The sequence below is a fragment of the Oryzomicrobium sp. genome, assembly GCF_021287045.1.
Taxonomy (GTDB): domain Bacteria; phylum Pseudomonadota; class Gammaproteobacteria; order Burkholderiales; family Rhodocyclaceae; genus Oryzomicrobium.
Genome location: NZ_JAJTBG010000026.1, coordinates 1 through 11749 on the forward strand (window position 1 = coordinate 1; position 11749 = coordinate 11749).

Sequence of the window (11749 nt, forward strand, 5' to 3'; positions counted from 1 at the left end):
TACGGCGGCAACGCCCTGCTCGGCAAGAAGTGCTTCGCCCTGCGCATCGCCTCCAACATGGCCCGCGACGAAGGTTGGCTGGCCGAGCACATGCTGATCCTGGGCGTGGAATCCCCCAAGGGTGAGAAGACCTACGTGGCCGCCGCCTTCCCCTCCGCCTGCGGCAAGACCAACTTCGCCATGCTGATCCCGCCCAAGTCGTTCAACGGCTGGAAGATCACCACCATCGGCGACGACATCGCCTGGATCAAGCCGGGCAAGGACGGCAAGTTCTACGCCATCAACCCGGAAGCCGGCTTCTTCGGCGTCGCCCCGGGCACCTCGGAAAAGACCAACTACAACGCCCTGGCCACCCTCAAGGAAAACGTCATCTTCACCAACGTGGCCCTGACCGACGACGGCGACGTGTGGTGGGAAGGCCTGACCAAGGAAGCCCCGGCCCACCTGGTCGACTGGCAGGGCAAGGACTGGACCCCGGAAGACGGCAAGGCCGGCCGCAAGGCGGCTCACGCCAACTCCCGCTTTACCGCCCCGGCCAGCCAATGCCCGTCCATCGACGCAGCCTGGGAAGACCCTGCCGGCGTGCCCATCTCCGCCTTCATCTTCGGCGGCCGCCGCGCCACCACCGTGCCGCTCGTCTATGAAGCCTTCAACTGGGACTTCGGCGTGTACCTGGCCTCGACCCTGGGCTCCGAAACCACCGCCGCCGCCTTCGGCGCCCAAGGCGTGGTGCGCCGCGACCCGTTCGCCATGCTGCCCTTCTGCGGCTACAACATGGGCGACTACTTCGCCCACTGGCTGAAGATGGGCCGCAGCATCGAGCACGCCCCGCGCATCTACTGCGTCAACTGGTTCCGCCAGAACGAAAAAGGCGAGTTCCTGTGGCCCGGTTTCGGCGACAACATGCGCGTGCTGGAGTGGATCGTGGACCGGGTCCACGGCCGCGTCGGCGCCAAGGAAACCCAGCTCGGCTGGATGCCCAAGTTCGAGGACATCGACTGGAACGGCCTGGAGTTCTCCAAGGACGACTTCGAGGCCCTGACCAAGGTCGATGCCGAGGCCTGGCGCACCGAGGTGGAATCCCACAAGGAATGGTTCGCCAAGTTCGGCGACCGGCTGCCCAAGCAACTGGCTCTCAAGCGCGAACTGCTCGAACTGGCGTTCAAGCCCAAGGCTGCTTAAGCTCGTCGCCATCCCGACAGGCCGCCCCGCTCCGGGGCGGCCTTTTTCTTTCCATGCACGGAACCGTCCATGACCGCCCCCCGCCCAAGCACCGCCCCGCGTCCCTCCCGGCGCGCCGAAGAAATCGCCCCCTTCCACGTCATGGAGCTGATGGCCCGCGCCAACGCCCTGGAAGCCGCCGGCCGCGACATCGTGCACATGGAAGTGGGGGAGCCGGACTTTCCCACCCCGGCCCCGGTGGTCGATGCCGCCCGCGATTTCCTCGCCGGCGGCCACGTGCACTACACCTCGGCCCTGGGCCTGCCCCAACTGCGTGAAGCCATCGCCGGCTTCTACCAGGAGCACTATGGCATCGCCCTGCCCGCTTCCCGGGTGGTGGTCACTTCCGGCGGCTCCGGCGCCCTGCTGCTGGCCCTGGGCGCCCTGGTCGATCCCGGCGACGAATGGCTGGTGACCGACCCGGGCTATCCCTGCAACCGCCACTTCATCCGCAGCTTCGAAGGTCAGGCCACGTCCATCGTGGTGGGGCCGGAAAGCCGCTTCCAGCCCACACCGGAGCAAGTGGCCGCCCATTGGGGCGAGCGCACCCGGGGCGCCCTGTTCGGCTCCCCGGCCAACCCCACCGGCACCGTGCTGCGCGGCGACGAACTGGCCGGACTGACCCGGGCGGTGGAATCCCGGGGCGGCACCCTGATCCTCGACGAGATCTACCACGGCCTCACCTACGGCGTTGCCGAGGAAAGCGTGCTCGCCTACTCGGACCAGGCGTTCGTCGTGCAGAGCTTTTCCAAGTACTTCAACATGACCGGCTGGCGGCTCGGCTGGCTGGTAGTGCCGGATGCCTTCGTACGGCCGGTGGAAAAGCTCGCCCAGAACCTTTTCATCTCGCCATCGACGCCGGCCCAGCACGCCGCCCTGGCCGCCTTCCTGCCGGAAACCCGGGCCATTCTGGAAGAGCGCCGCGGCGAGTTCGCCCGACGCCGCGACTTCCTCCTCGGCGAGCTGCAACGTCTCGGCTTCACCGTACCCGCCCAGCCGGAAGGGGCGTTCTACATCTACGCCGACATCTCGGCCTTCAGCGACGACAGCTTCGCCTTCGCCGGCCGCCTGCTCGACGAAGCCGGCGTGGCCGCCACGCCGGGCATCGACTTCGGCAACGCCGCCCCCCGGCGCTACATGCGCTTCGCCTACACCACCAGCCAGGAGCGCCTGGCCGAGGGCATGGCACGCCTGGAGCGCATGCTCGGCCGCTGACACCGCTGGTCACCGACCGCCAGCCATCACCCGGCGCATCAACGCGCCGACCGGCCCGGACGACCATCGCCCACAGACGCGTACCCGGCGGCAATCGAACGCCCACCGCCGTTGCGGGGCTGCCCCATGCTTGCCAGCCCCCTGGATAAGCAGATGCACCGTGGGCGGTCCTCCATGAGGCGAGCGAGTCTTCGCGCAAAAAAAAGCGCCGCCGGCCCGGAGCCCGGGCGGGCGGCGCCGATGCGGGGCACCGGAATTACTTCGGCCGGGAACCGCTCGGGAAGGGCCAGGCCGCCGCCGGATTGAGGGCGGACTTGAGACCCGGCGTGGCCGCAGTCGACGGCGTCGCCGGGGTGGCGGCTACCGGCGTGGTCACCAGTTTGGCGGCAGGCACGGCGGCTGGCTTGGCCGGAGCCTTGGCCGCGGCGGGCTTGACCGCGGGCTTCTTGGCGGCAGCCTTGGCCGGAGCCGCAGCCTTTGCGGCAGCGGGCTTCGCCGCGGCCTTGACCGGGGCCTTCGCAGCGGCAGCCTTGGGCGCAGCTGCCTTGGCGGCGGGCTTCGCCGCAGCCTTGGCCGGAGCCTTCGCCGCAGCAGCCTTGGGCGCAGCCACCTTGGCGGCGGGCTTCGCCGCAGCATTGGCCGGAGCCTTCGCCGCAGCAGCCTTGGGCGCAGCCACCTTGGCGGCGGGCTTTGCCGCAGCCTTGGCCGGAGCCTTTGCAGCGGCGACCTTGGGCGCAGCCGCCTTGGCGGCGGGCTTTGCCGCAGCCTTGGCCGGAGCCTTCGCAGCGGCGACCTTGGGCGCAGCCGCCTTGGCAGCGGGCTTTGCCGCGGCCTTGGCCGGGGCCTTCGCAGCGGCAGCCTTGGGCGCAGCCGCCTTGGCGGCGGGCTTTGCCGCGGCCTTGGCCGGGGCCTTCGCAGCGGCAGCCTTGGGCGCAGCCGCCTTGGCGGCAGGCTTTGCCACGGCCTTGGCCGGAGCCTTCGCCGCAGCGGCCTTAGGGGCAGCCGCCTTGGCAGCGGGCTTTGCCGCAGCCTTGGCCGGAGCCTTCGCAGCAACAGCCTTGGGCGCAGCCGCCTTGGCAGCAGGCTTAGCCGGCGCCTTGGTAACGACCTTCTTGGCGGCCGGTTTGGCAGCAGCCTTTTTCTCCACCTTCTTCTCGGCCTTCTTTTCCGACTTCTTCTCGGCCTTCTTCTCCGCCTTGGCGTCAGCCTTCACCTCCGCCTTCTTGGCAGCGGCCTTCGGCGCGGCGGCTTTCTTGGCCGCCGGCTTCTTGACCTTCTCTTCCTCGCTCTTCGCTTTCTTCGTGGTTGCCATGATCACCTCCGTAGCTAGGGTGTGAGGGGTAGCCCCTCAGCATTGCCGGACGGGCAGTCCGGAGTGGTCCGCGGCTCGCCCTGCGAGCTCCGCCGGATGGGTAATGCCGGGCCAGGAACAACGGAACGACGACAACAAAAACGCCCCGGCGCGCAATGCGCGGCGGGGCGTTTGGCCAGGCGATGAATGGGGGTGGAGAAGGTTGCCGGTGCGATTTTCGCTGCCCGTCGCTGCGGGCCGGAGCGCCATCGGTTGCGCTGCGTAGGGGAGACGCCGCCAGACGAACCGTTGTGCAGGGTTCGGCGGAAAGCCGCGTCGTTGCTGGCTTTGAGGTCGATGGAAGGCATTGACGCTCAAGCGTTCAACCCCCGTTTATGCCGATGGCTTGCCACTAGATGTAGTAGAAATTAGGTGGTAATCAACTAATTCTAGGGGTGTCTGCCAGCATCTGCAAGCCATTGTTTGAGCAAGTTTAAGTCCAGGGGAATAGCAGCGCAGGATGGGCGGCCACCACCCGCGACCATGCGAAGAACGGCCCTGGATCTGTCTTTCGCTCGGGAGCGATGTGGCAATGGCCGGCCACCTCGCGCACCGGGTAGTGGCCGGCGATGGCGTCGAGCAGGCCATCGAGGGCGGCGTACTGGGCGGCTTCGAACGGCATCGTGTCGCAACCTTCGAGTTCGATGCCGATGGAAAAGTCGTTGCACCGCTCCCGGCCGCCCCAGCGCGAGACACCTGCATGCCAGGCCCGGTCGTCGCAGGAGACGAACTGGATGAGCTGGCCGTCGCGGCGGATGAGGAAGTGGCTGGAGACGCGCAACTGGTGGATGCCCGCGAAATAGGGATGGGCGTCCGGGTCCAGGGTATTGGTGAACAACCGCAGGATGTCGTCGCCGCCGAACTGGTCGGGGGGGAGGCTGATGGCATGGATCACCACCAGGCTGGGCGCTTCGCCGTCGGGGCGGGCGTCGTGGTTGGGCGAGGCCACCCGGCGGACGCCGGCCAGCCAGCCCGCATCCCAGGCGGACGAAGGTGAGGCGCCCATCATTCGATCCCCAGCCGTTCCAGGCGGTAGCGCAGGGAACGGAAAGTAATGCCCAGCACCCGGGCCGCGGCGGTGCGGTTGTTGTGGGTCTGTTCCAGGGCTTCGAGAATGGCCTGGCGCTCGATCCGGTTGAGGTAGTCGTCCAGACTCTCCTCGCAGCGGCCCATCACGGCCTCCACCCCGCTCCCCTCGCTGTCGCGGGGTTCCAGTTGCAGGTCGGCCTCGCCGATGGCGTCGCCCTCGCACAGGGCGTGGGCCCGCTCCAGGATGTTTTCCAGTTCGCGCACGTTGCCGGGGAAGGAGTAGGCCCGCAGGGCGGCCTGGGCGCCGTCGTCCAGCCGCGGCATCGCCGCCCCCGCCCCGGCGGTTTCCACCAGGCGGGCCAGCACCGTCTCCACCAAGGCCGGAATGTCCTCGCGCCGCTCACGCAACGGGGGCAGGCGCAGTTCGATGACGTTGAGGCGGTAATAGAGATCCTGGCGGAAGGTGCCGGCCTCGACGCAGGCCCGCAGGTCCCGGTGGGTGGCGCTGATGATGCGCACGTCCACCGCCTCTTCCTGGGTGGCGCCGACCTTGCGCACGCGTTTTTCCTGGATCGCCCGCAGCAGCTTGACCTGCATCGCCAGGGGCAGATCGGCCACCTCGTCGAGGAACAGGGTGCCGCCGTGGGCGGCCTGGAAAAAGCCATCCCGCTCGCTGTCGGCACCGGTGAAGGCGCCCTTGCGGTAGCCGAAGAATTCGCTCTCCATCAGGTTCTCGGGGATGGCGCCGCAGTTCACCGCAACGAAAGCGCCGGCAGCCCGCGGCCCCTGGCCGTGGATCAGGCGCGCCGCCCGTTCCTTGCCGGTGCCCGATTCGCCGGAGATGTAGACCGGGGCCAGGTTGCGCGCCAGCTTGGCGATGGTGTCCTTGACCTGCTGCATCACCGGCGAGCTGCCCACCAGGCCGCCGCTGGCCGGCGCTCCGGCCTTCTCGCCGGGAACGTCGAGAGCCGATTTGACCAGGGTGCGCAACTGGTCGAGGGCCACCGGCTTGGCCAGGTAGTCGAAGGCACCGGCCTTGAGGGCCGCCACGGCGTTCTCGGTGCTGCCGTAGGCGGTGATCACCGCCACCGGAGTCTGGCTGTGCTGCTCGGCCACGTGGCGGACCACGTCGAGGCCCTCGCCATCGGGCAGGCGCATGTCGGTCAGGCACAGCTGGTAGGCGTGGCGGGCGAGCAGGTCCCGGGCCTCGCCGACGGTCCCCGCGCAATCACAGAGCAGACCCATGCGCGCCAGGGTCAGGTCGAGCAGTTCCCGGATGTCGGGCTCGTCGTCGACGACGAGGACCCGGGCTACGCCATCCCAGGCGCGCCGTTCGATGCCGGCATGGGGGTGAGGGGGCACGCAGAACTCCTTGCGACGATGCGGAAATGGGCGCCCGGGTTGTTTTCCAGCAGATCGAGCCGGGCGCCGTTGGCCTCGCACAGCTCCCGGGCGATGTACAGGCCGAGGCCGGTGCCCTGGTGCTGGGTGGTGAAGAACGGCTCGAACACCTGGGTGCGCTGGGTGTCGTCGATGCCCGGGCCGTCGTCGATGACGTGCAATTCTATCTGCCCTTCCACATCGGTCGAAAACACCAGCACGCTGCCGGAACGGCGCCGGCAGTGGCGCAGGGCGTTGCGCAGCAGGTTGGCGAGGACCTGGTAGAGGTGGGAGCGGTCGAATACCAGCGCGATGCCGGCCGGCACGTCGCACTGGATCACGGGCTCGCCGTTCGCGACGTCCGGTGCGTCAGCCCCTTCCACCGACGGCGCCAGTTCGTCGACCAGGGCGGCAACGAAGGCATGGAGGTCGACGGCTTCGGGGCTGGCCCGGTCGCGTCGCCCCAGTTGCAACACGTCGGAGACGATGCGGTCGATGCGCGCCGTGTTGTCGAGGATGATGCGGATCAGACGGTCCTGCAGGGCTTCGCGCCGCTCCTCGTGGAGCAGTTCGCCAGCATGGGAGATTGCCGCCAGGGGATTGCGCACCTCGTGGGCGATGGAGCCGGTGAGGCGCCCCAGGGCGGCCAGCTTGAGCTGCTGGGCCTGGGCCTGGAGCGCCGACAGGTCTTCGAGAAAGACCAGGGCCTCGGCGCTGGTGCTGTCGGTGCCGACGAAACGGCAGCGCAGCGCCGCCACCCCGACGGGCCGGCGCACATCGAGCAGTTCCGGCCCGCCCAGGCGCCAGGCGGTCAACGCCTGAGCCACCTCGGGGGCCGTGCCGGCGAGGGCGCCGGCAAAGCCCGACGGCAGCCCGAGCAGGGCCGCGGCCCGGGGGTTGTACTGGATCACTTCGTTGGCGCCGCTGACCAGCAGCACGCCGTCCTGCATCTCTTCGATGATGCGCTGGCTGATGCGCGCCTGGTTCTGCAAGGCGACGCCGCGCCGCCGAGCCAGTTCCTCGTTGGCCACCACCCGGCGCGCCACCAGGCGGGCGGAGATGGCCGAGGTGAAGCAGCCCGCCGACAGCAGCCCGGCCTGGAAGAAGCCGACCGTGTCGAACTCGCTGTAGGCACCGTGCAGGAATTCGCCGAAGAGCAGGGACAGCGTCGCCAGGGCCGCGTAGAAGAGCACCCAGCGCGCTTCCCCCACCAGGCCGGCGGCGGCCAGGCTGACCAGCAGCATCGCCCCCAGGCCGGTGCGCATGCCACCGCCCAGGTACATCAGGGCAGTCATAACCAGGATGTCCACCATCACCTGGAGGCTCAACTGCAAGGTGAAGCGCCGGCGGATGCGGGTGCCCAGCAGCACCGCGGCCAGGGTCTCGCCGGCGTAGGCGACGCTCACCCACCAGATCGCCGAGGACGAATGGGAATAGGCCGAGACCCAGGCGTAGAGAAGGAGGAAGCCGGCGATCAGCAGCCGGTAGAGGTTGAAGTAGCGGTACGAGATCCAGTAGGACTCGGGCAGCGGCTCGCCATGACTTTCATCGGCAACGGGCCCGCCGGGCAGGGGTGCGAAGGGGGCCGCCACGGCTTAGCCCTTCCCCTCCGGACGCACCGCTTGCCGGCGGTGCGCCTCGCAGCAGAAGAACTGACCGGGGGCTTCACCCGGCACGGCCTCGCTTTCAGGCACGAACACGCCGCAGTGGGCGCAGGCCACCATGCGCTCCGGCGGCGGCGGCAGGTTCTGCTCGCGGCCACCGTCGCGCCGGCGCGGGCGCGCTGAACGGAAGAAGATCGTCCAGACCAGGTACAGCGTGAGGAGAAGGAGGAGGAATTTAGCCACAAACGCTCCCGCGCAGCCCGAATGGGCCGGAATTGCCGTCGGCCGCCACGATAGCAGAAAGTATCGGCCGCCACGTTATGGCGGCGCCAGCTCACCCGCGGCCCGGCAGCGCCTGGGCGGCGGGCCGGTCGCCCGGCAACGGCCTGCGGCGGCACAAAATGAAAAAAGCCGGAGACGAATCTCCGGCTTTTCTCGAATTGGTCGGGGAAAGAGGATTCGAACCTCCGGCCCCTGCGTCCCGAACCCGTTTTGGCCACTTTTTGCCCTACGGTGAAAAAATAAAAACCTATAAAAATCATATTATTATTCTGCATCAACGTGCAACTGCATGCAACTAAAAGAAGCGATTTTTTGGGGCATTGGAGCACAATTGGAGCACAGGATCGACTAAAAATACGTCAGTGTCATTGTTGCGAAGGGTGGCTTTTACCTAGTTTCATTCACTTTCCCTATACTGGGTTTTGGAACCTGGTTAGGACATGAACACCCCCTACAAGCTCGTCACGAAAGAAGCAGCTGCGGAGCTACTTTGTGTCAGCAAGCGCACCATCGACAACTGGATTTCCGACGGAACGTTGCCCATGCCCACAAATATCGGGAGGCGGGTCTACTGGCATCCAGATGTCTTTCGTTCTTGGGAAGACGGAAAGTTCGGTGTTCTCACTCCTCCAGAATGCACCAAAACTTCCCAGCTCCGCCGTGGACGCCCTCGTGCTCAGATGGCATAGATATTGAGGGAGCAATGACCTGCTGGGGGCGCCCGCATTGATGGCGAGATGGACCTGAAGCGCCGCGTTGCTTCCACAGGGTCTACCCCTGGAGTTACTTGTAGTTGCCCGAAGCGGACAGTTTCCGCGACCATCTTGCCCAATTCAGGCCCGAATCATCTGTCCAGGCCCATTCGACATCCTTCGACTACTGCCCCTTTGATTCTGCGCGAGTTGTTTGTGACGATTTTTTGAATTTTTGCCTATACCAAGAATGCCCACCTGGCCGAAGCCTTCGATCCGGTGGGTGCATTCTGCGGCGGAGGGCCAGCAAGCTCCCCGTCCGGGCTTATTCAAATACTCTGACAGGTCGCAGTATGTATCTCACCGCACAGCAATTGTCGTCCTGCGTAGTCCAGCCGGTATCCTTCACCCGCCAGGAAGTCCAAGCGCTTTGCCCCTGGCTGATTCGCCTGGACGACGAAACGCTCGCCCATCGGCACTATGTTCCCCAACACTCGCCCTTGGCCCGAGCATGCCTGGCGTCGGAAGGACACGTGGCGCCGTTGCTCGACTACGCCCTCACTCCCGCCCGGCCGGTGCTCATCATCGGCCTGCCGCTTTCCTTTGAAGAGTACCTGGATGAGGCTGCCTGCCAGGCGCCCGCCCCCTACTGGACGACGAACTCCAGTCTGACTCGCGCCACGGCATTGGTCTGCTGGGAAGCTCCCAACAATGCCTGGCCATTCAGTTTTTCCATTGGCGGGGAGATGTACTCCGAGTTGCTATCCTGGCGGGAACCGATACTCCCCGGACAACGCCTTAACTTCCCCTCCCGGCGCCAGACCGTCATCGTGGTTAGCGGGAACCGGGTGGTAGTGGGTGGCTTCTGGCTGACCGAGAATGACCTTGATGCCGCCGCGGCGTGCGATGCCGCGGTCGCCAGCTGGAATCCCCGCGATGACCATACCCCGGAGGAAGTCGCCGCCGCCATCGCCGAAACCAAGGCAACCGGCATCGAATGGGTCGGACTCAACGCTTTGCACGAATACGACGACGGGGGACCAGGCTTTACCCTGGCGGGGTATTTCGATGTCCGCCACGTCCCTATTCCCAAGGATGGGGAAACGCTTGAAACCCCGCCGTTGGTCTTGGCTGACGAAGAAGACATCTAATCGGTGGCGAAAGACTGGGCGAGTGCTTATCCGGAAGAAGCAGATGCCGAACCGCCGGCTGGGGCATTCAGGAGGTGATGGAGCACTACCCCCAGATGGACGAGCTTCTGAAAGCCATGTCTGCAGGACTGGGATCCACTCCCTTGACGGCGTTAGCCATGGCTTTGTCCCTGAATCCCCCAGCCAAAGGGACCCAGGGGCGATCAGGCCTTCCTCCCCGGCCCAGCGGAGCGTTCCAGCGGCGTTGCCGGATGAGCCCAGCGCAGGCGCGCCCAAGAGGGCCGTCAGTATTTCCAACCCCCACCCCTTGGAGCGAGAGCAACGGTGAGAACTTTTGTACGGCCAATTAGATTGCGGACACAAAAGTTCTCACCGTCACCCGCCCCAGCACTGAATCGCCGAACGGTACATCTCCCAGCTATGCGACCTCATCTATGCGCTTTGAAACTCACGGCAAGGCTGGGAGGCCCAGCTCTTTAAGGAAGGTATACGGAGAGTTCGATCAGGCGGAGGTTGGACATCGAATCAAACAAAACTCAGACAACGTAGCCACTGTGGGCCCGGTTACGTGTCCCCAGTGGGGATACTTCCCCCATGGTGAGTAGATTTGTGCGTCGTGTCCCAACTTGGGACACTCCGCGACTCCCGGGGCGATTCACCTGCACGATGCTGCCGCCGCCGGTGAACTGCCCGAGCCCGCCCGAGATGCCGATGCGCTCACCACGGGCCTTGCACTCTCCGCTGTCGCCGGAACCGTTGCCGCTAACTACCAGACCTGCCACGAAAACGCCGAGCAGTTGAGAGCGTTGCAGGCCTGGGTCAAGGAGATGGGGCGAGCGATCACGCCAGCACCGCAAACAACTTTTTAAAGTAAGCGCTGGCACCATCCTCCATGAACTGGGCTGCTGCCGGTTCGGCTGACACCGGCTTAAGCTTTTTGAGCTTCCTCGAACTGTACCGGACTAACATACCCCAGCGTTGAATGACAGCGCATAGGGTTGTAGAAACGCTCGATGTAATCGAACACATCCGAGCGTGCCTGTTCCCGGCTCCTGTAGGCCTTCCTGGCCGTGCGCTCGGTCTTGAGCGAACTGAAGAAGCTCTCCATGGCGGAGTTGTCCCACACTTCACCGGCGCGGCTCATGCTGCAGGTGATGCCTTGCTCTTTGAGCAGTTGTTGGAAGTGGGCGCTGGTGTATTGGCTGCCTTGGTCCGAGTGGTGCAGCAGCGCCACGGGTTTGCCCCGCCGCCATACGGCCATCATCAGCGCATCGACCACTAGCTGCGAAGTCATGCTCTGTTGCATCGACCAGCCCACGATACGCCGCGAATACAGGTCCAACACCGCCGCCACGTACAGCCAGCCCTCAGCCGTCCAGATGTAGGTAAAGTCCGCCACCCACTTCTGGTTCGGGGCATCCGCCTGGAATTGGCGGTCCAGCACGTTGTCGGCCACGGCGCTGCGCTCACCCCGGTCTCTGGGTAGGCCGCGCCGCCTGGGCCGGGCACGCAACGCGTGCTCACGCATCAGGCGCTTGATGCGATGCAGTCCGCAGTTCTGACCCAGCGCCAGCACATCACGCCAAACACGCCGTGCGCCGTAGGTGCGGTCGCTGAGCACAAAGCTCTGGCGCACCTGAGCGCCCAGCACCTCGTCGCAGCGGCTTCTCTGACTCCGGGGCCTTACCAGCCAAGCGTAGAAGCCCCCGCGCGAGACACCGAGCGCCTCGCACATCTGATTGACCGGCCAAGCCCCTCGGTGTTTCGCAACGAAGCCGAACTTCACATCGACTCCTTCGCGAAGTAGGCCGCGGCTTTTTTCAA

The 11749-nt window shown here is 66.0% G+C and carries 11 protein-coding genes; 5 read left to right on the top strand and 6 right to left on the bottom strand.

Annotated features, from left to right (window positions below; translation table 11 throughout):
• Together LWW89_RS17475 and LWW89_RS17480 are read left to right on the top strand one after the other, a co-directional pair.
• Positions 1–1182: phosphoenolpyruvate carboxykinase (GTP) (locus tag LWW89_RS17475; RefSeq protein WP_293266517.1), on the top strand; the 1182-nt coding region annotated here is incomplete at its 5' end.
• 69 nt (positions 1183–1251) lie between these two features.
• Positions 1252–2436 (top strand): pyridoxal phosphate-dependent aminotransferase, encoded by a 1185-nt coding sequence (locus tag LWW89_RS17480; RefSeq protein ID WP_293266519.1) that lies wholly within the window; start codon positions 1252–1254, stop codon positions 2434–2436.
• A gap of 256 nt (positions 2437–2692) precedes the next feature.
• Here the strand turns inward: LWW89_RS17480 and LWW89_RS17485 are convergent, their stop codons facing one another.
• The 5 genes from LWW89_RS17485 to LWW89_RS17505 all read right to left on the bottom strand — a co-directional run bounded on the left by LWW89_RS17485 (position 2693) and on the right by LWW89_RS17505 (position 8043).
• Positions 2693–3748 carry a hypothetical protein gene (locus LWW89_RS17485; RefSeq protein ID WP_293266521.1) on the bottom strand — a complete coding sequence of 352 codons (1056 nt, stop codon included), beginning with the start codon at positions 3746–3748 and terminating at the stop codon, positions 2693–2695.
• 472 nt (positions 3749–4220) lie between these two features.
• Positions 4221–4793: a 1,6-anhydro-N-acetylmuramyl-L-alanine amidase AmpD gene (gene ampD, locus LWW89_RS17490; RefSeq protein ID WP_293266523.1), complete on the bottom strand. Its 573-nt coding sequence runs from the start codon at positions 4791–4793 to the stop codon at positions 4221–4223.
• On the bottom strand, positions 4793–6178 hold the full coding sequence (locus LWW89_RS17495) for a sigma-54 dependent transcriptional regulator (protein ID WP_293266525.1): 1386 nt from the start codon (positions 6176–6178) through the stop codon (positions 4793–4795). Before LWW89_RS17495 ends, ampD begins: the two co-directional genes overlap by 1 nt.
• The gene (locus tag LWW89_RS17500; protein WP_293266527.1) at positions 6127–7788 is read right to left on the bottom strand and encodes an ATP-binding protein; all 1662 of its coding nucleotides are present in this window, start codon (positions 7786–7788) and stop codon (positions 6127–6129) included. Before LWW89_RS17500 ends, LWW89_RS17495 begins: the two co-directional genes overlap by 52 nt.
• 3 nt (positions 7789–7791) lie before the next feature.
• On the bottom strand, positions 7792–8043 hold the full coding sequence (locus tag LWW89_RS17505; RefSeq protein ID WP_293266529.1) for a PP0621 family protein: 252 nt from the start codon (positions 8041–8043) through the stop codon (positions 7792–7794).
• A gap of 479 nt (positions 8044–8522) precedes the next feature.
• Here LWW89_RS17505 and LWW89_RS17590 point away from each other — a divergent pair, with 479 nt between their 5' ends.
• From LWW89_RS17590 to LWW89_RS17515, 3 genes are all read left to right on the top strand, one after another.
• Positions 8523–8771, top strand: a complete 249-nt coding sequence (locus tag LWW89_RS17590) for a helix-turn-helix domain-containing protein (protein ID WP_365782259.1) — start codon at positions 8523–8525, stop codon at positions 8769–8771.
• A 536-nt stretch (positions 8772–9307) separates the two neighbouring features.
• Complete coding sequence (locus LWW89_RS17510; protein ID WP_293266531.1) at positions 9308–9925, top strand: hypothetical protein; 618 nt, start codon at positions 9308–9310, stop codon at positions 9923–9925.
• Between the two features lie 626 nt (positions 9926–10551).
• Positions 10552–10794 (top strand): hypothetical protein, encoded by a 243-nt coding sequence (locus LWW89_RS17515; protein ID WP_293266533.1) that lies wholly within the window; start codon positions 10552–10554, stop codon positions 10792–10794.
• 59 nt (positions 10795–10853) lie between these two features.
• Here LWW89_RS17515 and LWW89_RS17520 read toward each other — a convergent pair.
• A partial coding sequence (locus LWW89_RS17520) for an IS3 family transposase (RefSeq protein ID WP_293266535.1) occupies positions 10854–11749 on the bottom strand: 896 nt, incomplete at its 5' end.

Bases quoted from the DNA above. Each gene is read 5' to 3' on its own strand.
- LWW89_RS17590 (WP_365782259.1), top strand. From the start codon at position 8,523: ATGAACACCCCCTACAAGCTCGTCACGAAAGAAGCAGCTGCGGAGCTA.
- ampD (WP_293266523.1), bottom strand. From the start codon at position 4,793: ATGGGCGCCTCACCTTCGTCCGCCTGGGATGCGGGCTGGCTGGCCGGC.
- LWW89_RS17485 (WP_293266521.1), bottom strand. From the start codon at position 3,748: ATGGCAACCACGAAGAAAGCGAAGAGCGAGGAAGAGAAGGTCAAGAAG.
- LWW89_RS17480 (WP_293266519.1), top strand. From the start codon at position 1,252: ATGACCGCCCCCCGCCCAAGCACCGCCCCGCGTCCCTCCCGGCGCGCC.